The sequence below is a fragment of the Micromonospora sp. NPDC049049 genome, from assembly GCF_040649115.1.
GTDB lineage: Bacteria > Actinomycetota > Actinomycetes > Mycobacteriales > Micromonosporaceae > Micromonospora.
In genome coordinates, this window is the sequence record NZ_JBEZEX010000036.1 from 1 (window position 1) to 23083 (window position 23083).

A 23083-nucleotide genomic window follows, 5' to 3' on the forward strand; every position below is an offset into this window, starting at 1 on the left:
GGCGGCGGGCGGCGGGCGGCGGGCGGCGGGCGGCGGGCGGCGGGCGGCGGGCGGCGGGCGGCGGGCGGCGGGCGGCGGGCGGCGGGCGGTGCGGGCCGGTTCAGAAGGTCAACAGGCGGAACTCGCCCACCGGCTGGAAGCCGAGGCAGCGGTAGACCGACTCACCGACGGCCGACGAGGTGAGCGCGGCGGTGCGGGCGCCCCGCTCGGCAGCCAGTTCGAGGGCGGCCCTGGTCATGGCCGCGCCGATGCCTCTGCGGCGCTGTTCCGGCTGGGTGCCGACGAAGTAGAGGGTGACCAGACCGTGGCTGATCCAGGCGACGGCCGTCGCGACGATCCGGCCGTCATCGAGGCGGCCGGCCAGCCGCAGCACTGTGCCCTCTCCGGTGAATGCCTTCTCCCGTTCGATCGTCGCCGCCACGCCGTCCGCTGGGATTCCGGACACCCGGGCATAGGCCGGGACGAACGTGGCGAGGTCGGTGGTCTCGGCGATCCGCACACCGGCCGGAGTCGGCACCTCCGCCACCGCCCCGATCCCCACGGTCATGATCGGCATCCGGGCGACCTGCGCCGCGCCGAGGGAGACCAGGCCGTCCGCGGTGCCGGCGTCGCTGTCCGGGCCGACCCACCAGATCCGGGGTACGCCGTGCAGGCGCTTCCGGGCCTCGCTGAGCGCGTCCTGCGGTGTGCGCCCGACCACCCGCAGCACGCCGTTGAGGGGTGCGTGCGGCACCTCACTGCGGTAGGTCGGGAGGTCCGGCCCGCCGGCGACGCCGATGTTCCAACCGAGCAGGTACGCCCGGTGCGCGGCCAGGACCGTGTCGAGAGGCTCCATGATCTGGATCGTAACGCGGGGGCGGCAACCCCCTCGGCCAGCGGAAACAGGCACTGTGGACGGCATCGCCGGCGGCGGCCGGCACCTCGTCTGCCTCGTGTCTCTCCTGCCCCGCCAGCGATCGCGTCTGCGGACGGGCCGGCCGCCGTCGGTGCGGCGGCCGGCCCGTATGCGCTGTGTGTCTGGCGGCTCCGCCAGCGGTGGTCTGGCGACTCCGCTAGCGGTGGACCTGTCCGGGTCACAGCGGCGGGGCGATGTCCCGCCGCTCCTCGACCTGGCGGTACTCCACCGGCTGCTCGGTGGTGGTGACGACCTGGCGGCGGCGACCCCAGATCAGCGTGGTCATGATCAGGCCGAGCACGCCGGCACCCATCAGGATCCAGCCGACCACGTCGAGGTTGATGCCGCCGACGCTCGCGTCCAGTGCGAAGGTGAGGATCGCGCCGAGCGCGATCAGGAAGATGCTGGTGCCGATACCCACGACAGCCTCCTTAGGGGGTGTGGTGCGCTGTCGGATCGTTCAGTACCCCAGCCGGCACCAGCGCAACCGCGACCGGCCAGGGTGCCGTTCCAAGCGATCTTGGCATCGGGTAGAGTTCACCTGTCGCCGGCGCTTGCCGGGGACGTGCGGACGTAGCGCAGCTGGTAGCGCATCACCTTGCCAAGGTGAGGGTCGCGGGTTCGAATCCCGTCGTCCGCTCGCGATGTGCCCCCTGGGGCCGCCACGGGCGATTGGCGCAGTGGGAGCGCGCTTCCCTGACACGGAAGAGGTCACTGGTTCAAACCCAGTATCGCCCACCATCCACACAGAGCGATCAGATGGCCCGTTGCCGGATATCCGGTGACGGGCCTCTTTCTCCATGGGTGACCATCGGTCATTCGCCGGCGCGGAGTACCTCGCTCAGCCGGTCACGTCGCCGCAGCGCCGACTCGACGGGTACGACGGTGGCCGCCGCCGCCAGCAGCGCCACGCTCACCAGGCCCAGCAGCCACCACGGCAGGACCGCCGCCGGGTCGGCGGCCTGGCCGGTGAGCAGCCGCAGGTCGAGCGGGCCGAGCGCCAGGCGGGCGAGCACGGCCCCGAGTAGCGGACCGCACACCGCGGTGACCACGACCGGCGGAAGCAACTCGCCGGCGGCGACCCAGCGGACGTCGCGTGGCCGCAGGCCGAGGGTCCGCAGACGGGTCAGGGTCTGCCACCGCTGCGACGCACCGGCGGCGGCGGCGAGCGTGAGGCCGAGCAACCCCAGCGCCAGCAGCACCGCGGCAGCTGTCCACGCCAGCCGTGTCAGCCCTGCCGTCAAAGGAGCCACCCGCTGCGCCCGCAGGACGTCAGTACGCAGCACGACGTCGGAGGCGACTCCGGTGTTCGACACGGCCCGCCCCGCGCCGGGACCGGTCACCCAGACGGTGTTCGCAACGGCGGGCAGCCCGGCGTCGGCAAGGGCCGTGGCGTCCACGATGACGACGTCGTCGACGCCGCCGACGGAGGGAGCGGTACCGACGGCGGCGAGGCGGATCGCCGGTGCGCCTTTGCGGGGGAGTTGCAGCCGCGAGCCGGTACGCAGATCGCCGGCTTTCGAGCGGACCAGCGCCGGGACCTCCCCGGGGCCCGGACCGGGAGCCGTGAGCCGTGCCAGCGCCGGCGCGTCGGGCAGCGGTGTGGTGGCCAGCAGGTGCTGGAACGCGGCCGCGTCCACGATGACCAGGCGTGGGGTGAGCAGCGTCGATTCGGCGAAGACGCGTGCCGAGTCGGTCACCTGCGCGACGACGACCTGCCCTACCCCGGGTGCGGCGGCGATGCGCTCGGCGAGTGCGGGCGTGGCGGTTTCGGCGTCCGCGCCGACGTCGAGGCGGGCGTCGGCGCCGACGGTGCTCCACGCGCCGTCGGTCTGGCCCCGGGTGACGGTGGCGCCGAGGATGAGCGCGAACGACGCGAGCGCCGTGGTGCTGACCAGCACCAGCAGGGGCAGCGCGCGTCCGGCCGTTGTGGTCGCCTGGGCGGCACTGAACACGGCCAGGGGGCGGCGTGAGCGCAGGGCCTGTCGGAGCGCGAACCGCGCCCCGAGGGGCAGTAGCCGGAGCAGGACGAGCGCGCCGACGAGCGCGCCCAGGGAGAGGGCGCTGATCGGCAGGATCAGGTCGCCGGTCAGTTCACCGGTGTCGCCGTCGGAGGCGGCGGGCACGAGCCCACGCTGGTGCAGTGTGACGAATGCGGCGATCGCGGCGATCAGGACAGCGGCCTCCACGGCGGCGCGGCGCAGCTGGCCGGTGGCCCGGATCCAGCGCCGAGCGGCCGGGTTGGCGGGTTGGCGTCGGTCACGGCTGGCGCGGGCGGCGGCGAGGGTGCCGAACGCCGGCCCGGCGACGGCGCCGGCCAGGACCACGGGAACGGCCCAGGTCCAGGCGACGCCCGGAGCGGCCGCGCGTGCGAGTGCGAGCCCGACGGCGGCGGCCGACAGGGACACCACTGCGGACTCGATGACCAGTTCCGCGCCGAGGTCGGGGAGCGCCGCCCCACGCTGCCGGGCGATGCTCAGCACCGGGGTGCGGCGGCGGACCAGCAGGTCGGCGGCGAGCAGCAGGACCAGCACCGCCGCGGTGAGTACGCCGGCGAGCAGGATGGCGGCCTGTGCCGCAGCGGCGTTGTTGCGGGTACGGGCGTCGCGCAGGACGGTGTCGAGCTGCGATTCCCACTTCAGGGACTGGTCGCGGTCGCTCGACGAGCCGGAGGTCGCCTTGAGCTTGACCACCTGGCTGGCGAGCGACGTAGTGGAGTCCGAGGTGAGCGCGTCGGGAACGGGTGCGAAGTGGACGGTGCGTCGCAGTTGGTCCTCGTCGACGGCGAGCCGTGCGTCCGGTAACGAGTCGCGCGACAGCAGGCCGTTGAACCGGGTGGTCCCGACGCCGTCGGCGCCGGGTACGGGGCGCAGCAGTGCCGGGGCGAGTCGCCAGGCCGGGTCGGCGCTGTCCGCGGGTCGGTAGATCCCGCTGACCCGGACGTCCTTGTCGCCACCCTGGCCGTCCTTGACCGGGATCCGGTCGCCGGGGTCGAGGTCGAGTGCGGCGGCGTCCGCCTCGGAGAGGCCGATCTGCACCGGCCAGGGGGGTCCGTCGTAGGGGACCTCGACGTACTCGTCGGAGACGGCGGGACCGGGCGGGCTGCCGGCGATCCAGGTGACGTCCGGGCCGCCGAGGTCACTGGCCAGGTAGGTGAACTGGAAGGTACGCGGCACGTTGCCGTCGGTGATCTTGAGGATCGGGCCGTTGACGACGGCGACGGGCGGAAGCAGCGCGGCGTCCAGGTCGGGCCCGAGCGCGGACGTCGTTCGGGCGAGGAAGGCGTCGACCGCCTCGGCGAGGTTGGGCATCCGGACCCGACCACCGGTCGGTCCGTCGTCGCGTTCCCAGTCGGCGTGTGCCAGGACGTTCGAGTCGGTGCCGGCGTCGCGGACCGTGCCCTGCACGGCGTTGTCGGCGGCGGCGCGCAGCAGCGGCGGTACGGCCCCGGCGAGCAGCGTGACGGTCGCGATGACGGCGGCGGTGAGCAGCAGCGGCCCGACGTCGGTGCGGCCACGGCTGCGGACGCTGGGCCAGTGCGGCGTCGGCCACCGGCGGGTCAGCCACCGGTTCACGGTGCCACCCGCAGGTGCGCGGCATCGGCCCGGCGGACCTGGACGGTGACCACGACGGCGACCGCCAGCACGCATCCGGCCAGCAGGACGGCGAGCAGTGCGGTCTCGGCCGGCCACGGCCAGTGTGGTTGGGCGACCGGGACGGGCGCCGCGCCGGTGTCGGAGCGCACCAGCAGGGGAGCGACGACGCGGGTGGCGAGCGCGCCGACGGCCGTGCCCGCCGCGAGCAGGGGCAGCAGTACGCCGGCGTGCTGGCCGAGCAGCACGGCCCGGATGTCGCGCCGGGACATCCCCAGGCCGCGCAGCCGCGCCACCTCGACGGCGCGGACCTGCAGATCACAGGTGACGTGCAGGACGACGCCGGCGAGCAGCAGCAGGGCGGCGGCCGGGACGATGAGCCGGAGAGCTGCCGGCAGCCCGGCGCTCAGCGGGCCGTCGGTGAGACGGGCGGTCTCCGCCTCGCGGGTCGCGACGGTGCCCAGGTGCAGGGCGGTGGCCCGCTCGGCGGCACCGGGCTCGGTCGGGCGGCCGACCCACCAGGCGTCGACCGGGAACGTCAGGTCGCCGGTGACGACGCGTGCGCGGGACAGCGTGTCCAGGTCGGCCAGCACGGCGGCGGCGCCGGGGGCGGACGGTACGGTCGGGATGACCTCGGTGACGACGACCGGGACGGGCGTGATGCCGACCGTGACGCTGAGTTCGCTGCCGCGTTCGGCGCCGACCTCGCTGGCGAAGTGGTCGGAGACGGCGACGGGCACCGGGCCGGGGTCCGGGAAGGCGGTGGCGACGAGGGTCAGGGCGGCGTCGTCGGCGCCGGCGAGGTCGACTGTCGTTGCCATCCGCAGCGCGGTTCCCGTCGGCGTGGCGGACATCATGACCGTCGGGTCGACCAACCTGCCGGGGACCGGCGGCGCGGACGTGGCGGTCCAGTCCGACCCGTCGGTGGACCTGTCCTGCGACCCGGCGGGTGGCACGGTGAGCGTGACGGCGACGGCGACGCGTCCGCCGACCGGGTCGGCGGCGATCGGCAGGGCGACCGCGACGAGCCGCAGTCCGTCGGCGGACGCGCAGTCGGGCAGCCGAACCTCCCGACCGTCGAGCGGTACGGGGGGACTGGTGCAGGACGTGCGCAGGCCGGTGGCGTCCTGCAGCAGCAGTTGGGGCGTCACGGTGAGCGGGGTGCCGCCGGAGGCGGTTCCGCTCAGGACGAGCGGGGCGCCGGCCGGGACGGGGAGGCCGGTGACCCGGGTGCGTGGTGCCAGCGCGGTGCCGACGTCCGCCCATCCGCGCTCGTTGTCGAGCCGCCCGCGTAGCAGCGCGTCGGCGCGGGTGGTGTCGACGGCGACCAGACGCGGCGCGTCGCCGGCGGTGCCGAGCCACTGACCGACCGTGGTGCCACGGTCGAGGGCCGGGCTCACCGCCCCCGCGGTGGCCGCGCTGACGACAGCGCCGTCTCCGGCCACCGGCGCCGTGCTGAGGGTGAGTGCCAGGTCGGTGCCGACGGCGAGCGCGGCCTGGTCGCGTTGCGACTGGTGCCACGTGCTGTCGAAGGCGAGGCCGAAGGTGCCGGCCGCGCAGGCCAGCCCGACGAGCAGACCGGCGGCGACCGCTTGTGGCCGGCGGGCAGCCTCGGAGACCGCCAGCGGAAGCGCCAGCCCGCGGGCGCGGTACGCCAGCCGGTCGGCACCGCGCAGGGCGGGGAGTACCACCCGGAGAGCCAGGGCGGCACCCGCGGTGAGCAGCAGTGCCGGCGCGAGCACCCGGACCGCGTCGGCGCGTGGGCTGGCGGTGGTGGGCTGCGCGTACAGCTGCCACCACCCGACGGCGGCGAATACCGCGAGCAGCAGGTCGGCGCCGGATCGGGCCAGCAGTTCGCGGCGGGTGCGCCGCTCGCCGGCCGCCGGGACCGGTCGGATCGCCAGGACGGTGAGTACGGCGGCGAGCACCAGCGCGCCACCGACGACCGCGAGGACCTGGACGCTGGAGACGGCTGGCCGGACGGTCAGGCCGGCGTCGTCCAGCGGTGGCAGGTGGGTCAGACCGGCGTGCAGGGCCGACGAGGCAGGTATCGCGAGCGCGACGGCGACGGCGGCGACGAGCCCGGCCTCGAGTGTCGCGGTGGCGGCGAGCTGGCGACGGCTGGCGCCCAGGGCGGCCCGCAGGGCGGTCTCGTCGGCGCGGATGCCCGCGGTCAGCCGGCCCGCGAGGACGAGTGCTGTCGCGGCCAGGACACCGCCGAGGACGGCGACGGCGAGCACGACGGCGGCGGTGACGTGCCGTTGGTCGTCGGCGGCCCGCAGGGTCAGCGGCAGGTCGGAGGCGACCCGTGCGAGCTGGACGCGCTCGCCGAGGGTGCCGGCCAGCCGGCGGTCGGCGTTGTCGACGGCCCCGGCCACGGTCTCCAGGTTGCTGCGGTTGTTGTGGGACAGGTCCGGATGGGCGGTGACCTCCATCCGGTCGACTGTGGCGCCGGTGGTGAGCAGGTCGGCGAGGTCGACGAGGAACGGGCCGTAGGCGTTGACCGGCTGCATGAAGCGGCCGTCCCGGTAGCCGATGGCGGAGCCGGCCGCGGCCAGCGGGTCACGGTCCCAGCCGCGTCCCGCGAGGGGGCGCACCACACCGACGACTGTCACGTCGATGGCCGGGACGGGCGCGTGGGCCAGTTCGGCGCCGAGGCGTACCCGGTCACCGGGGGTGAGGCCGAGCAGTTGTGCGGTGGACTCCAGCAGCACCGCGTCGCCCGGGTGCTGTGGCCAGCGCCCGGTGACCAGCTCGGCTCGGGTCGGCAGGTCGTCCAGCCCCGACAGGTAGGCCTGCGGCGGGACTGTGGTGCCCGTGGCGAGCGTGGGCGGCAGCGCCCGCAGCACCGTCGACGCCCGCGCGGTTGTCGTCACCGGGATCGGTGCGAGCGTGGAGGCCACCACGGTACGGGTGTCGGCGGCGACGGACTGCGTGTCGCGGCCCTCGACGGTGCCGGTGTAGACGGTCACGTCGACGTCGGCGGGGGCGGCGCGAGCCATGGCGACCTCCAGCGCCCGCTCGGCGGTGCGGGTGACGAGCAGGGTGCAGGTGCCCAGCAGGGTCGCGCCGATCGTGACGACCCCGAGGAGGGCTGCCAGCAACGGCCACTGCGCGCGGGCGCGCCGGCTGACCAACCTCATCGTCGCGTCACCCGGCGTCCGGCACGGGTACGTACGGCTGCCCGGCCGCCTGTTCGTCGAGGTGCCCGTCGTGGATGCGGATCACCCGGTCGGCCAGGGCCATCATCACCGCGTCGTGGGTCGACACCAGTACCGTGACGCCCTCGGATTCCACTATCCCGCGCAGCAGCGCCATCACCGACAGGCCGGTCTCGGCGTCCAGTTGCCCGGTGGGCTCGTCGGCGAGCAGGAGCTTGGGTGAGGCGGCCAGCGCGCGGGCGATCGCCACCCGCTGCTGCTGGCCGCCGGACAGCTCGGCCGGCCGCTGCCGGGCGTGGTCGGCCAGGCCGATCAGCTCCAGCAGCAACTCGACCCGCCGCTCGCGCTCGGGTGGGGCGACGCGGGCCATCCGCAGCGGGGCCGCGACGTTCTCCGCCGCTGACAGCACCGGGATCAACCCGAAGCTCTGGAAGACGTACGACACCTTCTCGCGTCGCAGCCGGGACAGGCCGTCCTCGTCGAGCGCTGTCACGTCGGTGCCGTCGACGTGCACGGTGCCGGCGTCCGGGCGGTCCAGGCCACCGATGACGTTGAGCAGGGTGGTCTTGCCCGAGCCGGACCGGCCGACCAGCGCCACCATCGAACCGGCGGCCACGTCGAGCGACACGCCGTTCAGGGCGTGCACGACGGTCGGCCCGGTACGAAAGCGCCGGTGGACGCCGCGGACGCTCAGCAGCGGCTCGCTACTCATTCGCCGCTTCCCGAGTCGGGGTGGATCGTGATGTGGTCGGGTTCCAGGGCCAGCCGGACCCGTCGGGTCAGCGCCAGCGCCTGGCGGAACTCGCGGGGCACCTGGACCCGCCCGGCCCGGTCCATCACGGCGTACTCCTCGGCGATCATGTGCGTGTCGCCCTCCGCGTCGGTGGTGGTGCGGCGCAGCACCTCGCTGCTGGTGCGCCCGTCCCGGATCGCGACGGTCCGTTCGACCTGGCCGCTGACCTCCGGATCGTGGGTGACCACGACGACGGTGACGCCGTAACGCCGGTTGACATCGCGCAGCACACCGAAGACCTCGGCGGACGTGGCGGCGTCCAGCTCGCCGGTCGGCTCGTCGGCGAGCAGGACCCGCGGTTGGTTGGCCAGCGCCACCGCGATCGCGACCCGCATCTGCTGCCCTCCGGAGAGTTGCCCGGGGCGGCGATCGGCGCAGTCGGCGACACCGAGGTTGTCCAGCAGCTCGGCCGCGCGGTCCCGGCGTTCCTGCTTCGGGGTACGGGCCGCCGTCATCGGCAGGTCCACCATCTCCCGTGCGGTCAGGTAGGGGATCAGGTTGCTCGCCGTCTGCTGCCGTACGAACCCGACGGTGTGCCGTCGGTAGTCCACCCGGTCAGCGCGGGACATCGCCAGCAGATTCCACTCCTCGACCCGGACCCGCCCGGCGGTGGGGGCGTCGATGCCGGCCAGGATGGAGAGCAGTGTCGACTTGCCCGATCCGGAGGCACCGACGACGGCGACCAGCTCACCGCTCTTCACGGCCAGGTCCAGTCCCTGCAGTGCCTGCACCTCGATCGAACCGGTCTGGTAGATCCGCACCAGGTTCTCGCAGACGATGAGCGCGTCGTGGCCGAACTCGGGTGCCCGCGCGGAGGGCTGCGGCAGGGACAGCGGGGTGCTGGACATTCCCTGCTCCGTCCGGGTTGTGCTGAGGCAGATTGAAGCAGTTTCGCAATCGGCGGCTTCGTTGACCATGCCCGGGGTGGCTTTCCTGCATTCTGGGCGGGGGGCTACCGTCGCGACCCTCCCGCCCGCCGAGGCCGGTTTCGCTGTGGCGGGTCGTGAACCTGCCGGGCTTCCACGCCGACTGAACAGGCGAAGGAGGGCCGATGAGCGATGAGTTGCTGGTGGTCCGCTGCCAGTTGGGTGAACGGGAGGCGTTCGCCGAGCTGGTGCAGGGTTGGCATCCGGCGGTCGAACGGTACGTCGGGCGGATGCTCGGTGGGTCCGACGACGATGTGGTGCAGGAAATCTGGTTGGCGGTCTTCAAGGGGTTGCCGACGTTGCGGCAGCCGGACCGGTTCACCCCGTGGCTGTTCATCATCGCCCGGCGGGCGGTGATGAACCGGCTGCGGGACGCGTACGCCCGCCCGGAGCCCGAACCGATCGACGACCTGCCCGGCGGCGACGAGGCGCAGGAGGTCGTCGACCGGGAGACGCTGGCCGGGGCGCTGGCGGCGCTCCCCGCCCGGGAACGGGAGGTGCTTCTGCTGTTCTACCTGGAGGACCAGCCGCTGGACGCCTGCGCGCTGATCTGCGGCGTACCCGTCGGCACTGTCAAGTCGCGGCTCAACCGGGCCCGCAGGTTGTTACGTCACGAGCTGGTGCGGAAGGGGTACGAGGCATGACTCCGGAAGAGGTGCTGGCGCGACTGGACGCGCCGTTGTCGCTGCGCAGGCGGGTCGGCTACCTGGCCCTGGCCTTCACCGGTCTCACCGCGAGCGCCCTGATCGGCCTGCTCTGGGCCACCGAGCCCGGGTTGCCGACGCGCACCAACGTGGCCTTCGCCGTCCTGGTGGCGATCGGCCTGTGCTGGGCGGTGTTCGGTGGTTGGGCAGTGACTCGACGGACTCCGCTGTTCGCCCGGGATCGCGTGGTCGCCGGCTGGCTCGGCGTCGGAGCCTGGCTGGCATTCAGCGTTGGCGCGCTGGTCATCAGCCTGCTGCGACACGAACTGGAGCCGGCGCTGCTGGGCGTTGTGTTCCTGCTCGGCGCGGTGGCGGCCCTGAACCTGCGGGCGGCCCGTCGGGCGCGCGCGGCGCTGCTGCGCCGCAGGAGGGTGCTGGCCGGACCGGCGACCGGCAGCAGGTGAACGGCGGCATCATCGTCCGGTTCTGCCACGGGCAGATCCGCTGCCGGCGAACGGGGGTGCCCTTCGCCGACCGGTGCCAGCAGGGTGGAGCGCATGAGACTGCTGGTGCTGGGTGGTACGGGATTCGTGGGCGGGGCCACCGTCGCCGAGGCGGTACGCCGCGGCTGGTCGGTGACGGTGTTCAACCGGGGGCTGCACGGCACGGTGCCGTCCGGCGTACACCGGTTGCGGGGTGACCGCACCGCGCCGGACGGTCTGGCCGCGCTCGCCGACGGCGAGTGGGACGTCGCTGTGGACACCTGGGACGGTGCGCCGAGGGCCGCCGGCGACGCCGCACGCGCCCTGGTCGACGCGGTCGGCCACTACGTGTACGTGTCCAGCGGCTCGGTCTACACCGACCATGCCGCAGCGGGGTTGCACGAGGACTCCCCGGTGGTGGACGCCGACCCGGGCTCCGTCGACGGCGACTACCCGCAGCTCAAGGCCGGTGCCGAGCGCGCCGTGCGGGAAGTGTTCGGCCGGCGTGCGCTGGTCGCCCGGGCCGGCCTGATCCTGGGCCCGGGCGAGGACATCGGCCGGCTGCCCTGGTGGCTTCGGCGCATCGAGCGGGGCGGGGACGTGCTCGCCCCCGCCCCGGCCGACCTGCCGGTGCAGTACGTCGACGTCCGCGACCTGGCGGGGTGGATGCTGGCCGCGGGCGCCCAGCGGGTGGGCGGCACGTTCAACGCGGTCGGCCTTCCGACGCAGACCACGATGGGCGAGCTGCTCGACGCGTGCGTGGCCGCCACCGGTGCCGACGCCCGGTTGCGGTGGACGGATCCGGCGGCGATCCTCGCCGCCGGGGTGCAGCCGTGGAGCGACCTGCCGATCTGGCTGCCGCGTGGGCACCCGTCCCGGGGGTTGCTGGAGCGGGACGTGACCCGGGCCCTCGCTGCCGGGCTGACCTGCCGGCCGGTGGCCGAGACCGTCGCCGACACCTGGCGGTGGCTGCGCGAGGTCGGTGCGGTTCCGCCGCGCGCCGGGCGACCGCACCGCAGCTCGATCGGGTTGAACCCGACCCTGGAGGCCGCCGTGCTCGCCGCCTGACCGTGCCCCGGCGGGTCAGGCGGGCACCACCGGCAGGTCCAGCACCTCGTCGACACCACGTCGGGGGGTCGGTCGACCCGGCTGGCCGTACCCGATCCGCAGCACCATCTGCGGTGTGCCGAACCGGCCCAGTGCCTGCCGCAGTTGCTCCCGCGCGGTGGGCACCTCGATTGGCTGGGAGAGCATCGACACGCTGAGCCCGGCGTCCGTGGCGGTGAGCAGCAGGCGTTGCAGGGCCTGCCCGGCGATCACCTGGTCCACGGCGGTGTTGCCCGCCGAGCCCAGCACCCCCACCAGGGGCTCCGGTTCGAAGTCCCGCCCGGGGGCGCGGTCGCGCCCACCGTAGCCGCGCGTCGGGAGGACGTCCTGCGGCTCGCCCTGCGGTCCTCCGGCTGAGACGGGTACGCCGTCCGGGGTGGACTCCCGGCGCAGCCACCGATCCCGTTCGGCCCGGTACGCGGGGTCGCGCTCCAGCACCCGGTGCGCGCTGCGCGCGATCTCCCCGAACGCGGAGACCGCGCTCACCCCGATCAGCAGCTCCAACCAGCACTGCTCGGCACGGGCCGCCTCGCCGAGGCGCCAGCGGGCGTCGGCCGGCACCGGGTCCGGCCAGAACGGCAGGCGGTTGCTGAACCGGCGCGGGATGGCCCCGTGCAGGCTCTGCTCGGCGGGGGTGGGTCGACGCAAAAGGTCCGGTACCAGCCGGGCCAGCAGGTCCGGCTCGGCCGGGTCGGGGCGCAGCCGCACCCGGGCTGGGACTCCTGCCACGGCCAGGGCGATGCGCAGGTTGAACAACGCCGCGCCGCAGGCGATCCGGACACCCCACCCGCTCGGGTCGGTCGCCGGCAGCCGGCGGGCCGGGTCGGCCAGCACCTCGATGCCGCCGTCGCGCAGCCGTAGCCGCCACGGTTGGGTGTTGTGCAACGACGGTGCCCGGACCGCGTCCGCGGCGGCGGTCCGCAACTGGGCTGCGGTGTAGCCGATGTCCATGTCGGTGCTCCTCTCCCGCTGGGCCGGCGGCGGGTGGTGCCGCTGTGCTGGCGTACCTCCACGGTCCGTCGTTCGGTCGTCGCCCAGCAGGGCCGGACGTCCCGACCAGTCGGGTCCGAGCGCCCGCTCGTTCCGTGCCGATCGGGACCTTCGGCCCGTGCGGTGGGCCACGGGCAGCGGGTAGAAAAGAGGGATGATCCGGGTTTTCCTCCTCGACGACCATGAGGTCGTCCGCCGTGGCCTGGCCGACCTGTTGCAGAGCAGCGGCGACATCGAGGTGGTCGGCGAGTCCGGCTCGGCGCAGGAGGCGGCCCGCCGCATCCCGGCGCTGCGGCCCGACGTGGCGATCCTCGACGCGCGGCTGCCCGACGGCAACGGCATCGACGTATGCCGTGACGTCCGCGCCGTCGACTCGTCCATCAAGGGGCTGATCCTCACCTCGTACGAGGACGACGAGGCGCTGTTCGCAGCCATCATGGCCGGTGCCGCCGGGTATGTGCTCAAGCAGATCCGTGGCACCGACCTGGTCGACGCGGTGCGTCGCGTCGCGGCCGGGCAGTCGCTGCTCGACCCGGCGATCACCACCCGGGTGCTGGAGCGCATCCGCAACGGCGTCGAGCAGCCGCGCGAGCTGAAGTCGCTCACCGAGCAGGAACGGCGGATCCTGGAGTACGTGGCCGAGGGGCTGACCAACCGGGAGATCGCCGGTCGGATGTTCCTGGCGGAGAAGACAGTGAAGAACTACGTCTCCAGCGTGCTGGCCAAGCTGGGCCTGGAGCGCCGCACGCAGGCCGCCGTTCTGGCCACGCGTCTGCTCGGCAAGGCGCCCTGACCCGGGTCGCGGGAGTCAGTCGCGCAGCGGCACGGCCCAGCACACCTCGGTGCCGCGCGACTCGGCCGCGGTGACAGTGAAGGTGCCGTCGAGGCGGCTGGCGCGTTCGCGCAGGTTGACCAGGCCACCCCGGGCGGCGGCCGGGTCGCAGCCCACCCCGTTGTCGGTGACCGTCACGGTGACCTGGCCGGAGTCGACGCGTACGGCGACATCGACGCGGGTGCACTGCGCGTGGCGGACCACGTTCGACAGCGCCTCGCGCAGCACGGCGGTGAGGTCCGGGCGGATGGCGTCCGGCACGGCGCTGTCCACCGGCCCGGAAAGCTCCAGGTGCGGCTTGAAGCCCAGCGCTTCGGCGGCGGCCTCGACCGCCGCACGGATCTCGGTGCGCAGCTCCGAGGTCATCGGCGTACGCAACTCGAAGATCGTCCGGCGGATGTCGCGGATGGTGGCGTCCAGATCGTCGACGGCCGCGTTGATTCGCTTGGCCACCTCCGGGCGGGCCATCGGTGCGGCGCTCTGGAGTTGCAGGCCGGTGGCGAAGAGTCGTTGGATCACCACGTCGTGCAGGTCGCGGGCGATCCGCTCGCGGTCCTCCAGAACCACCAGCAGTTCCCGTTCCTCCTGGCCGCGCGCCCGTTCCATGGCCAGCGCGGCCTGCCCGGCGAAGCTGCCCAGCAGCGTCAGGTCCTCCTCGCTGGCACCACCGCCGCGCTCCGGCCGGTGCGCCACGATCAGCACGCCGTGCAGGGCCTCGGCGGTGGTGAGTGGCGAGATCATCGCCGGGCCGGTGTGCAGCAGCGCCGGCCACGGCGCGGCGTGCGCCAGGTCGTCCACCTGGTCGTGCCGGCCCTCGGCGACAGCCGCGCCGAAGCTGGTGTCGGCGGCGGGCAGGACCGCGCCGACGAGCGCGTGGGCCTGCTCGTCGGGGCCGTCGACCACCTCCACGGAGAACTGCTCGGTGTCGGTGTCGTAGAGCAGCACCAGCGCCAGCTCGGCCTCGGCGACCTCGCGGGCTCGACGGGCGACCAACGCCAACGCGTCGGTACGGCGTACCTCGCCCAGCAGCACCGAGGTGATCTCGGCGGTGGCGGCGAGCCAGCGTTCCCGCCGGTGCGCCAGGGCGTACAGGCGGGCGTTCTCAATGGCCACGCCGGCGGCGGCGGCGAGCGCGACGACGATCTCCTCGTCGTCCTCGGTGAACTGGGCACCGCCCTGCTTCTCCGCCAGGTAGAGGTTGCCGAAGATCTGGTCACGGATGAGGACCGGCACGCCCAGGAAGCTGTGCATGGGCGGGTGGTTGGCCGGGAACCCGTAGGAGCGGGGGTGCTGGGTGATGTCGGGCATCCGCAGCGGCCGGGGATCGTCGATGAGCAGGCCGAGCACGCCCCGCCCGTGCGGCAGGTCGCCGATCTGCTCGTGCTGCTCGGGCGTGATGCCGTGGACGATGAAGTCGTGCAGCAGCCGGTCCGGGCCGACCACACCGAGCGCGCCGTACCGGGCGCCGACCAACTCGCAGGCCGCCTGCACGATGCGTTGCAGGGTGGTGCGCAGATCCAGGTTGGTGCCGATGCCGACCACCGCGTCGAGCAGGGCCCGCAAGCGCTCCCGGCTGGTCACCACCTCACCGACCCGGACCAGCATCTCCTGTAGCAGCTCGTCGAGGCGGACCCGCGACAGCGGGCTCAGCCCGAGCGACGGTGTCGCCGTTGGTTCCGGACGGGGCGGCGGCACGCTGCTGGTCATCGAGGCATGGTAGCGCCGGTGCCGTTCGTCCCCAGACCCGTCAACGGACAGCGGAGGTGTCGACCACCTGCGCGGTGGTCAACCGAGGCGTGTGCGGCGGACCCGCCTGCGTCGGGTCCGCGATGCCCAACCGCAACGCGATGTACGGGAAGCCGATCCCGGAGAGCATCTGACGCAGGGTCTGCCGGGTGCCCGGCACCTCCACCACCGCGCTGAGCGGCACCACTGACACGCCAAGCCGAGTGGCGGTCAGCCAACCGGCGGAGAGGGCCTCGCCCGCGCGCAACCAGCTGTCCCGTTCGTCCTCGTCGCCGTGCAGCATCGCGTACACCGCCATCCGGTCGTGGCCCGGACCTATCGGCAGGCTGCCGGGACGGCCGAAGTCGCGGCCCGGCACTGTGGTCTGCGGGGGCTGCTCGGGCAGCACCTCCGCCGGCAGGCCGGTGCCCGGGTCGGCCCGGCTGGTCCAGTACGCCAGCTCGGCGCGCAGCTTCGGATCCTCGGCCTCGACCGTGTCGGCGTGCCCGGCGGTGGCGGCCAACTCCAACATCTCGTCGCGGTCGAGGATCTGCAAACGACAACCCTCGGCGGTGACCGCCCGGGTGATCTCCTCGATCGCGGTCGGCGGCACCGGCTCGTCGCTGACCGGCCGCCGGTCGGTGTGCCGGACCTGCATGCACTGCACCATGCGCATGGCGTCCGGGTCGGCCGTGGTGTGGCTGAGGTCGGTCAGCCGGGCCAGTAGCTCGCTGTCGGCCGGGTCGGGCAGCCGTTCCACCACGGCTCGCCACCCTTCGGCGGCCAGCGCCAGTCGGGCGTGGTGCAGGGCGGTGCCGCAACTGATCGCGAGCAGTCGACCCTCGGGATCGCTGGCGGCGAGCTGTCGGTCGGCGACCGAGCGCAGCTCCAGCGCGTCGGGCAGCACCCGCCAACGCCACGGCTGGGTGTTGTGCACCGAGGGGGCGTGGCCGGCTGTGGCGGCGGCCTCCGCCAGCGCGGTGGTCAGCTGACTCTCCTGACTCATGGTCACGACCTTTCCGTCTCTGCTCATCGTGCCGTACGGCGCGTCGCCGTGTCTGGGGTTGCCGCCTCATCCTGTGCCATCCGGTGGTGTGCCCGCAGGGGCCGCAGGTCCCGACCACGCCGAGCCGTTACGCCCGCCTTACCAGGTCCGGCACACCGCCACGACGTCCGGACACCGGGTAAAACGCCCGGTGTCCGGCCGCTGGCCGCCCACCGGCTGCGACGATGCGCAGGTGGGGGCCGAGCCGAACGAGTGCGTACCGGAGCAGCCGGTCCGCGGACGTGTCCGGCGGTGGTGGGCGTGGGCGCCGCTGGTCGGGCTCACCGCCGCAGTGCTGGCGGGTGCGGTGTTGCGCATCGCCGGCCGGGCCGGCGCAGCCGACCTGATCTGGGCGGCCGTCACGGTGGTCGCGCTACTGCCCGCCGTCTGGTCGATGTTGCGGGCGTTCTGGCACCGGCACTTCGGCGTGGACGTGATCGCCGTGCTGGCGCTGGCCGGTGCGCTCGGGGTCGGGGAGTACCTGGCCGGGGCGGTGATCGCGGTGATGGTGGCGACCGGACGGTCATTGGAGGCGTACGCGCAGCGCCGGGCCACCCGCGACCTGCGGGCCCTGCTGGAGCGCGCTCCGCGTACCGCACGTCGGCGTGGGCCTGGCGGCGCGATCGAGGTGGTGCCGCTGGACCAGGTGGCGGTGGAGGACCGGTTGCTGGTCGGCCCGGGAGACGTGGTGCCGGTCGACGGGACCGTCGACGAGGCGGCCACGCTGGATGAGTCGGTGGTGACCGGAGAGTCGCGGCTGGTTCAGCGGGCCGCCGGGGAGGCGGTGGCCAGCGGTGTGGTCAACGCCGGCGCGGGGTTCGGCATGCGCGCGACAAGGAGCGCGGCGCAGAGCACGTACGCCGGGATCGTCCGGTTGGCCCAGGAGGCGACCGCCCGCAAGGCCCCGATGGTGCGGCTGGCCGACCGGTACGCCGCCGCTTTCGTGCCGTTCACGCTGGTCCTGGCCGGGCTGGGCTGGCTGCTCTCCGGCGACGTGGTCCGGGCGGTGGCGGTGCTGGTGGTGGCCACCCCCTGCCCGCTGCTTCTGGCGACCCCGATCGCGATCGTGTCCGGCCTGTCCCGGGTGGCCCGGCGCGGGGTCCTGGTCCGCGACGGCGGCGCGCTGGAGCTGCTCGGCCGGGCTCGGACACTGCTGGTGGACAAGACCGGCACGCTGACGGCCGGCCGCCCGCGCGCCGCCGAGACGGTGGTCGCCCCGGGCGGAGACCGGGACGAGGTGCTGCGGCTGGCCGCCTCGGTTGAACAGCTCTCCCCACACGTGCTGGCCGCCGCGCTGGTCCGGCAGGCCCGGGAGCGCGGGCTGGCGCTGACCGAGCCGACCGGGGTCACCGAGGAGCCGGGCCGGGGGGTCAGCGGCCGGGTCGACGGGCGGCTGATCCAGGTCGGCCAGTTCACCGGTGAGCTGCCCGACTGGGCGGACCGGGCGCGGGCCCGCACCGAGCTGGCCGGTTGGTCCGCGGTGTGGGTCAGCGACGAGGGTGGCGTGCTCGGCGCGATCCTGCTGGAGGATCCGGTGCGCCCCGACGCCCGCCGAACCGTACGTCGGCTGCGCGCGGCAGGGCTGCGGCGCATCGTGATGGTCACCGGTGACCAGCCGGCCACCGCCGCTCAGGTCGCCGAGGCGGTCGGCGTGGACGACGTACTCGCCCACTGCACGCCGCAGGAGAAGGTGGCCCGGGTACGGGCCGAAGCCGACCGGGCGGTCACCGTGATGGTCGGCGACGGGGTCAACGACGCTCCTGCGCTGGCTGAGGCGCACGTCGGCGTGGCGATGGGCGCGACCGGCGCGAGCGCCTCGGCGGACGTGGCCGACGCGGTGCTCACCGTGGACCGGCTGGACCGGCTCGCCGACGCGGTGGAGATCGCCCGGTACGCCCGGCGGATCGCCGTGCAGAGCGCCACCGTCGGGATGGGGTTGGCCGTGCTGGCGATGCTCGTGGCGGCGGCCGGTCGGCTGCCCCCGGTCGCTGGCGCGTTCCTTCAGGAGGGCATCGACGTGCTGGTGATCCTCAACGCGCTGCGGGCACTGGGAGGTGGGCTGCGCCGGCGCGACGTCCCGCCGCGTACCCGGGAGTTGCTCGCCCACTACGGGGCGGAACATCAGGCGGTCCGCGACGTGCTGGCCGGGTTGCGGGACACCGCCGACCTGGTCGCCACCGACCCGGCCTCGCCGAGGTGCCTGCCGGCGGTACGCGAGACGTACCGCCGGTTGACCGAACGCGTGCTGCCGCACGTGACTGCCGAGGAGCGACAGCTCTACCCCGCGCTGGCCGCCCCGCTGGGCAGCGAGGAGGCGACGTCGACGATGAGTCGGGCACACGTGGAGATCCGCCGCCAGGTGGACCTGCTCGGCGCCCAACTCGCCCAGACCGCCGACGGCCGGCCGCGCCCCGATCAGGTTCCCGACCTGCTGGCCACCCTCTACGGGTTGGACGCGGTGCTGCGCCTGCACCTGGCTCAGGAAGAGGAGGAGTTCTTCTCCCTCGACCCGTCCGACCCGACGACCGCCCGGCGGTGACTTCGGGCCAGGTCGCGCATCCCGGTGCGGCCCCGCCCGGTGGACGTCAGCGTTCGCGGACCACGGCGACCGGGCAGTGGGCGTGCTGGATGAGCTGTTGGCTGACCGAGCCGAGCAGCATTCCGGCCAGCCCGCCCCGGCCGCGGCTGCCGACCACCACCAGCTGCGCGTCCCGGCTCGCCTCGATCAGCATGGCCGCCGGGCTGGTCGGGACCAGATCGACGGCGATGGTCAGCTCGGCGAACGTCCGCCGCCACGGCTCCAGCGCCTGCTCCACGGCGGCCCGCTCGTCGGGCACCCCGGCCTCGGCGTTGGGGCCCGGTGTCCAGGCGTGCAGGACACGCAACGGCACCTGACGCTGTGCCGCCCGTTCGGCTGCGAAGCCGAGCGCCACCAGCGACGGTTCCGAGCCGTCCACGCCGACCGCCACGGGGCCGGCCAGGGCTTTGTCGGCTCCGTCCCGGACCACCACGACCGGGCAGTGGGCGTGCGCGGCGACCGAGACCGCCGTCGACCCGGCCAGCAGGCCACCGAATCCACCGTGACCCCGGCTGCCGAGCACCAGCATCCCGGCGTCCGCCGAGCGTTCCTGCAACACCAGCGCGGGCGGCCCGTCGTACACCTCGCCGGTGATGGTCAGCCCGGGGTTTGCCGCTGTGGCGTCCGCCGCGGCCTTGCGCACCAGGTCGTCGACCTGACGGCGGGCGGTGTCGTCCGGCCACACGCCGGGGGCCACGCCCGGACCGACCCAACTGGCCACCGTCAGCCATTCGAAGACGTACGCCAGCCGCACCGGCTGGCCGCTGTGCCGCGCCTCGTCGATGGCCCAGTTCACGGCCATCGAGGCGTCGGTGGAGCCGTCATAGCCGACCAGGATCTCCGCGTTGCGCACGTCGTCCTCCTTCAGGGGGTGGTCGGGTCGGTTTCGCGGACCCAGCGCCATTCGGCGACCTGGGGGTCGTCCTCGCCGTACTGGCGGGTGTAGTCGCGGGCCGCCTGCCGGGCGTCGACCATCCGTTGGCGCAGGTGCGCGGCGCTGGCGGCCAGCCCGGGCACCCGGTCGATGACGTCGATGACCAGGTGGAAGCGGTCCAGGTCGTTGAGCATCACCATGTCGAACGGGGTGGTGGTGGTGCCCTCCTCCTTGTAACCGCGCACGTGCAGGTTCTCGTGGTTCGTGCGGCGGTAGGTGAGTCGGTGGATCAGCCATGGATAACCGTGGTACGCGAAGATGATCGGCCGGTCCTGGGTGAAGATGGTGTCGAACTCGTTGTCGGTCAGACCGTGTGGATGCTCGGTGTCCGGCTGGAGGCGCATCAGGTCGACCACGTTGACCAGGCGCACCTTCAATCTCGGCAGGTGCTGGCGCAGCAGTTCGGCGGCGGCCAACGTCTCCAGGGTGGGCACGTCTCCGCAGCAGGCGAGCACCACGTCCGGTTCGGTGTCGCCGTCGTTGCTGGCCCATTCCCAGATGCCCAGGCCGCGCCGGGTGTGCTGGATCGCCTCGGTCATCGTCAACCAGTTCGGGGCGGCCTGCTTACCGGCCACCACCACGTTGATGTAGTGCCGGCTGCGCAGGCAGTGGTCCATCGTGGCGAGCAACGTGTTGGCGTCCGGCGGCAGATAGACCCGCACCACCTCGGCCTTCTTGTTGACGACGTGGTCGATGAAGCCCGGGTCCTGGTGGGAGAAGCCGTTGTGGTCCTGCCGCCAGACGTGGCTGGAGAGCAGGTAGTTCAGCGAGGCGATCGGCTGCCGCCAGGGGATGGCCCGGGTCACCTTCAGCCACTTGGCGTGCTGATTGAGCATCGAGTCGACGATGTGGATGAACGCCTCGTAGCTGGTGAACACGCCGTGCCGGCCGGTCAGCAGGTAGCCCTCCAGCCAGCCCTGGCACAGGTGCTCGGAGAGCACCTCCATGACCCGCCCGTCGGGGGAGAGGTGGTCGTCGCCGGGCACGGTGGCGGCCACCCAGGCCCGGTCGGTCACCTCGAACGCCGCACCCAGCCGGTTGGACGCGACCTCGTCCGGGCCGAACAGCCGGAACGTCTCCGGGTTGGCGCTGATGACGTCGCGGATCCACGGGCCGAGCACCCCGGTCGCGCCGGCGATCGGCGTACCAGGTTCGGGAACCTCCACGCCGTAGTCGCGGAAGTCCGGCAGAGTCAGGTCGCGCAGCACCACGCCGCCGTTGGTGACCGGGTTGGCGCTCATCCGCCGGTCACCGCGCGGCGGCAGCGTCAGCAGCTCCTCCACCGGCGCGCCGGTCGCGTCGAACAGCTCCTCCGGCCGGTAGCTGCGCAGCCAGCGCTCCAACTCGGCCCGGTGTGCCGGGTTGTCGCGTACGCCCGACAGCGGCACCTGGTGGGCGCGGTAGGTGCCCTCCACCTGGGTGCCGTCGACCTCACTCGGGCCGGTCCAGCCCTTCGGCGTCCGCAGAATGATCATCGGCCAGCGGGGGCGTTCGACGACGCCTCCGGAGCGCGCCCTCCGCTGGATCTCGGCGATCTCGCTCAGCACGCGGTCCAGCGTCGCGGCGAGGGTCCGGTGCACCCGGGCGGGCTCGTCACCGGCCACGACGTACGGCTGGTAGCCCGATCCACGCATGAGGTCCAGCAGGTCGTCCTCGGGGATCCGGGACAGCACCGTCGGGTTGGCGATCTTGTAACCGTTGAGGTGCAGGATGGGCAGCACCGCGCCGTCACGGGCCGGGTTGAGGAACACGTCGGAGAGCCAACTGCCGGCCAGCGGCCCGGTCTCCGCCTCGCCGTCGCCGATCACGCAGGCCACCAGCAGGTCCGGGTGGTCGAACGCGGCGCCGTAGGCGTGGCTCAGCGCGTACCCCAGCTCGCCGCCCTCGTGGATCGAACCCGGCACGTCCGCCGCGACATGGCTGGGGATGCCGCCCGGGAAGGAGAACTGGCGGAACAGCCGGGACATCCCGGCCTCGTCGCGCGCCACGTCGTGGTAGCGCTCCGACCAGGTGCCCTCCAGCCAGGTGTTGGCCACGATGGCCGGGCCGCCGTGGCCGGGGCCGGTGACCAGCATGGCGTTGAGGTCGCGCGCCACGATCACCCGGTTGAGGTGGGCGTAGATCAGATTGAGGCCGGGGCTGGTGCCCCAGTGCCCGAGCAGTCGGGGTTTGATGTCGTCGGGGGTCAGCGGCTCGCGCAGCAGCGGATTGTCCAGCAGGTAGATCTGCCCGACGGTGAGGTAGTTCGCGGCGCGCCAGTAGGCGTCCAGCCGGCGCAGCTCGTCGTCGGTGAGGGCGTGGTGCACGTCGAGAGCGGTCTCCATCATGCTGCCTCTCGCGGGTAGGAGTGGGGCCTCCGGCGTCCAGCCTGGCCGGTGCGGACGCCCGGGGTCAGGGCCGTTGGTCCCGCGCCGGGCGGGCACCGGGCCCGGTCAGCGGCGCCTCGGCCAGGCCGCGGACGACGACCACCGGGGCCGGGGAGTGGTAGAGCAGGGACTGGGCGACCGCGCCCAGCATGGCCCGCCCCGGCTCGTCGCCGCGGGCGGCGACCAGCGCCACCTGCGCGTTGCGGGAGGTGTCGATCAGCACGTCGGCGGGGTCGCCGCGTACCACGCGACACTCGGTCGGCACGGTGTTGTCGCGGCCGGCGTGCCGGGCCATTGCCTCGTTGAGTTGCTCGGCGACCGCGTCGGTGTCCTCGTCGTACTCCACCACCCGCAGGGCCAGCAGTCGGGCGTCGCGGCGGGCCGCGCACGTCAGGGCCCATCGCAGGGCGAGGTGTGAGCTGGGGGAGCCGTCGACGCCCACCAGCACCGGGCCCTGTGGCGGCGGTTCACGTCGGACCACCAACAGGGGGCATCCGGCCCGGGCGGCCAACTGCACGGCTGTCGTCTCGGCTGGAACGCACTGACCGCTGCCCGCCATGCCGCTGTCGCCGACGGCCAGCAGGAAGGCGACCTCCGAGCGGCGGATGAGGGTGGGTAGCACGGAGCTCTCGACGATCTCCCCGCGTACGGTCAGCCCTGGCTCGGTCTGGTGGGCGAGTTGGGCGGCGCGGGTGATCAGTTTTTCGGCCTGGTCGCGGGGTGCGGCGACGGTGTCCGCGGCGAAGGCCGCGCGCCAGTCGAAGGTGTGCAGCAGGTGCAGTGGCCGGCCGTGTCCGGCGGCCTCCTGCGCGGCCTGTTCGACGACCGGGAGGTCGAGTTCCGACCCGAGGCCGACCAGCACCGCTGCGTCGGCGGGTGCGGCCATCCGATATCACCTCCCGGGCGTCGCGCCCGGCACGACCAAGCTGTCCCTGACCGAGGGTAGTCGGATGAGCACGGTGGCGGGTCCGATCCGCTGCGGTCGCCGCTCGTCAACCAGGGTTGACAGGCG

Annotated in this window: 17 protein-coding genes and 2 tRNA genes; 7 read left to right on the plus strand and 12 right to left on the minus strand. The window is 73.7% G+C overall.

Annotated features, from left to right (window positions below; translation table 11 throughout):
* Window positions 1-100: 100 nt before the first annotated feature.
* Both AB0B68_RS27585 and AB0B68_RS27590 read right to left on the minus strand, forming a co-directional pair.
* Window positions 101-835, minus strand: coding sequence for a GNAT family N-acetyltransferase (locus AB0B68_RS27585; RefSeq protein ID WP_357263729.1), 735 nt, complete (start codon window positions 833-835; stop codon window positions 101-103).
* Window positions 836-1073: 238 nt separating this feature from the next.
* On the minus strand, window positions 1074-1316 hold the full coding sequence (locus tag AB0B68_RS27590; RefSeq protein WP_091400768.1) for a DUF6458 family protein: 243 nt from the start codon (window positions 1314-1316) through the stop codon (window positions 1074-1076).
* Window positions 1317-1462: 146 nt separating this feature from the next.
* Between AB0B68_RS27590 and AB0B68_RS27595 the strand changes: the two genes are divergently transcribed.
* Window positions 1463-1535, plus strand: a tRNA-Gly gene (locus AB0B68_RS27595).
* Between the two features lie 26 nt (window positions 1536-1561).
* Window positions 1562-1636: transfer RNA gene (locus AB0B68_RS27600), tRNA-Val, on the plus strand.
* A gap of 74 nt (window positions 1637-1710) precedes the next feature.
* Here the strand turns inward: AB0B68_RS27600 and AB0B68_RS27605 are convergent.
* From AB0B68_RS27605 to AB0B68_RS27620, 4 genes are read right to left on the minus strand one after another with little or no spacing between them, the layout of a single operon-like run.
* The gene (locus tag AB0B68_RS27605; RefSeq protein WP_357263732.1) at window positions 1711-4470 is read right to left on the minus strand and encodes an FtsX-like permease family protein; all 2760 of its coding nucleotides are present in this window, start codon (window positions 4468-4470) and stop codon (window positions 1711-1713) included.
* The gene (locus AB0B68_RS27610) at window positions 4467-7631 is read right to left on the minus strand and encodes an ABC transporter permease (protein WP_357263735.1); all 3165 of its coding nucleotides are present in this window, start codon (window positions 7629-7631) and stop codon (window positions 4467-4469) included. The genes AB0B68_RS27605 and AB0B68_RS27610 overlap by 4 nt, the downstream gene beginning before the upstream one ends.
* Before the next feature lie 7 nt (window positions 7632-7638).
* Window positions 7639-8361: an ABC transporter ATP-binding protein gene (locus tag AB0B68_RS27615; protein WP_357202232.1), complete on the minus strand. Its 723-nt coding sequence runs from the start codon at window positions 8359-8361 to the stop codon at window positions 7639-7641.
* Window positions 8358-9290: an ABC transporter ATP-binding protein gene (locus tag AB0B68_RS27620; RefSeq protein WP_357263738.1), complete on the minus strand. Its 933-nt coding sequence runs from the start codon at window positions 9288-9290 to the stop codon at window positions 8358-8360. Before AB0B68_RS27620 ends, AB0B68_RS27615 begins: the two co-directional genes overlap by 4 nt.
* A gap of 203 nt (window positions 9291-9493) precedes the next feature.
* On the opposite strand from AB0B68_RS27620, the gene AB0B68_RS27625 reads away from it, so the two are divergent.
* The 3 genes from AB0B68_RS27625 (at window position 9494) to AB0B68_RS27635 (ending at window position 11562) form a co-directional block, all read left to right on the plus strand.
* The gene (locus AB0B68_RS27625; protein ID WP_357202238.1) at window positions 9494-10012 is read left to right on the plus strand and encodes an RNA polymerase sigma factor; all 519 of its coding nucleotides are present in this window, start codon (window positions 9494-9496) and stop codon (window positions 10010-10012) included.
* On the plus strand, window positions 10009-10476 hold the full coding sequence (locus AB0B68_RS27630) for a hypothetical protein (RefSeq protein ID WP_357202241.1): 468 nt from the start codon (window positions 10009-10011) through the stop codon (window positions 10474-10476). Before AB0B68_RS27625 ends, AB0B68_RS27630 begins: the two co-directional genes overlap by 4 nt.
* Window positions 10477-10569: 93 nt before the next feature.
* Window positions 10570-11562, plus strand: coding sequence for an NAD-dependent epimerase/dehydratase family protein (locus AB0B68_RS27635; protein WP_357263741.1), 993 nt, complete (start codon window positions 10570-10572; stop codon window positions 11560-11562).
* A gap of 15 nt (window positions 11563-11577) precedes the next feature.
* On the opposite strand, the gene AB0B68_RS27640 is transcribed toward AB0B68_RS27635, so the two are convergent.
* Window positions 11578-12552 carry a nitroreductase gene (locus tag AB0B68_RS27640; protein ID WP_357263744.1) on the minus strand — a complete coding sequence of 325 codons (975 nt, stop codon included), beginning with the start codon at window positions 12550-12552 and terminating at the stop codon, window positions 11578-11580.
* Window positions 12553-12745: 193 nt separating this feature from the next.
* Here AB0B68_RS27640 and AB0B68_RS27645 point away from each other — a divergent pair, with 193 nt between their 5' ends.
* A complete protein-coding gene (locus AB0B68_RS27645; protein ID WP_124860098.1) occupies window positions 12746-13384 on the plus strand; it encodes a response regulator transcription factor in 639 nt (212 codons plus the stop codon).
* A 15-nt stretch (window positions 13385-13399) separates the two neighbouring features.
* Here the strand turns inward: AB0B68_RS27645 and AB0B68_RS27650 are convergent, their stop codons facing one another.
* Both AB0B68_RS27650 and AB0B68_RS27655 read right to left on the minus strand, forming a co-directional pair.
* Window positions 13400-15130 carry a GAF domain-containing sensor histidine kinase gene (locus AB0B68_RS27650; protein WP_357263747.1) on the minus strand — a complete coding sequence of 577 codons (1731 nt, stop codon included), beginning with the start codon at window positions 15128-15130 and terminating at the stop codon, window positions 13400-13402.
* Window positions 15131-15170: 40 nt separating this feature from the next.
* Entirely contained in the window at window positions 15171-16154 is a 984-nt protein-coding gene (locus AB0B68_RS27655) for a nitroreductase (RefSeq protein ID WP_357263750.1), read from the minus strand.
* Between the two features lie 232 nt (window positions 16155-16386).
* Here AB0B68_RS27655 and AB0B68_RS27660 point away from each other — a divergent pair, with 232 nt between their 5' ends.
* Entirely contained in the window at window positions 16387-18732 is a 2346-nt protein-coding gene (locus tag AB0B68_RS27660; RefSeq protein ID WP_357263753.1) for a heavy metal translocating P-type ATPase, read from the plus strand.
* Between the two features lie 46 nt (window positions 18733-18778).
* On the opposite strand, the gene AB0B68_RS27665 is transcribed toward AB0B68_RS27660, so the two are convergent.
* From AB0B68_RS27665 to AB0B68_RS27675, 3 genes are all read right to left on the minus strand, one after another.
* The gene (locus tag AB0B68_RS27665) at window positions 18779-19624 is read right to left on the minus strand and encodes a universal stress protein (RefSeq protein WP_357204502.1); all 846 of its coding nucleotides are present in this window, start codon (window positions 19622-19624) and stop codon (window positions 18779-18781) included.
* An 11-nt stretch (window positions 19625-19635) separates the two neighbouring features.
* A complete protein-coding gene (locus AB0B68_RS27670) occupies window positions 19636-22029 on the minus strand; it encodes a phosphoketolase family protein (protein WP_357204521.1) in 2394 nt (797 codons plus the stop codon).
* 67 nt (window positions 22030-22096) lie between these two features.
* A complete protein-coding gene (locus tag AB0B68_RS27675; RefSeq protein ID WP_357263756.1) occupies window positions 22097-22957 on the minus strand; it encodes a universal stress protein in 861 nt (286 codons plus the stop codon).
* Between the last annotated feature and the right edge of the window lie 126 nt (window positions 22958-23083).

What these genes read in the sequence shown, in the direction of transcription:
- AB0B68_RS27675 (WP_357263756.1), bottom strand. Translation starts at nt 22,957, where the DNA reads ATGGCCGCACCCGCCGACGCAGCGGTGCTGGTCGGCCTCGGGTCGGAA.
- AB0B68_RS27645 (WP_124860098.1), top strand. Translation starts at nt 12,746, where the DNA reads ATGATCCGGGTTTTCCTCCTCGACGACCATGAGGTCGTCCGCCGTGGC.
- AB0B68_RS27670 (WP_357204521.1), bottom strand. Translation starts at nt 22,029, where the DNA reads ATGGAGACCGCTCTCGACGTGCACCACGCCCTCACCGACGACGAGCTG.
- AB0B68_RS27615 (WP_357202232.1), bottom strand. Translation starts at nt 8,361, where the DNA reads ATGAGTAGCGAGCCGCTGCTGAGCGTCCGCGGCGTCCACCGGCGCTTT.
- AB0B68_RS27655 (WP_357263750.1), bottom strand. Translation starts at nt 16,154, where the DNA reads ATGAGTCAGGAGAGTCAGCTGACCACCGCGCTGGCGGAGGCCGCCGCC.
- AB0B68_RS27650 (WP_357263747.1), bottom strand. Translation starts at nt 15,130, where the DNA reads ATGACCAGCAGCGTGCCGCCGCCCCGTCCGGAACCAACGGCGACACCG.
- AB0B68_RS27620 (WP_357263738.1), bottom strand. Translation starts at nt 9,290, where the DNA reads ATGTCCAGCACCCCGCTGTCCCTGCCGCAGCCCTCCGCGCGGGCACCC.
- AB0B68_RS27635 (WP_357263741.1), top strand. Translation starts at nt 10,570, where the DNA reads ATGAGACTGCTGGTGCTGGGTGGTACGGGATTCGTGGGCGGGGCCACC.
- AB0B68_RS27640 (WP_357263744.1), bottom strand. Translation starts at nt 12,552, where the DNA reads ATGGACATCGGCTACACCGCAGCCCAGTTGCGGACCGCCGCCGCGGAC.
- AB0B68_RS27610 (WP_357263735.1), bottom strand. Translation starts at nt 7,631, where the DNA reads ATGAGGTTGGTCAGCCGGCGCGCCCGCGCGCAGTGGCCGTTGCTGGCA.
- AB0B68_RS27625 (WP_357202238.1), top strand. Translation starts at nt 9,494, where the DNA reads ATGAGCGATGAGTTGCTGGTGGTCCGCTGCCAGTTGGGTGAACGGGAG.
- AB0B68_RS27630 (WP_357202241.1), top strand. Translation starts at nt 10,009, where the DNA reads ATGACTCCGGAAGAGGTGCTGGCGCGACTGGACGCGCCGTTGTCGCTG.
- AB0B68_RS27585 (WP_357263729.1), bottom strand. Translation starts at nt 835, where the DNA reads ATGGAGCCTCTCGACACGGTCCTGGCCGCGCACCGGGCGTACCTGCTC.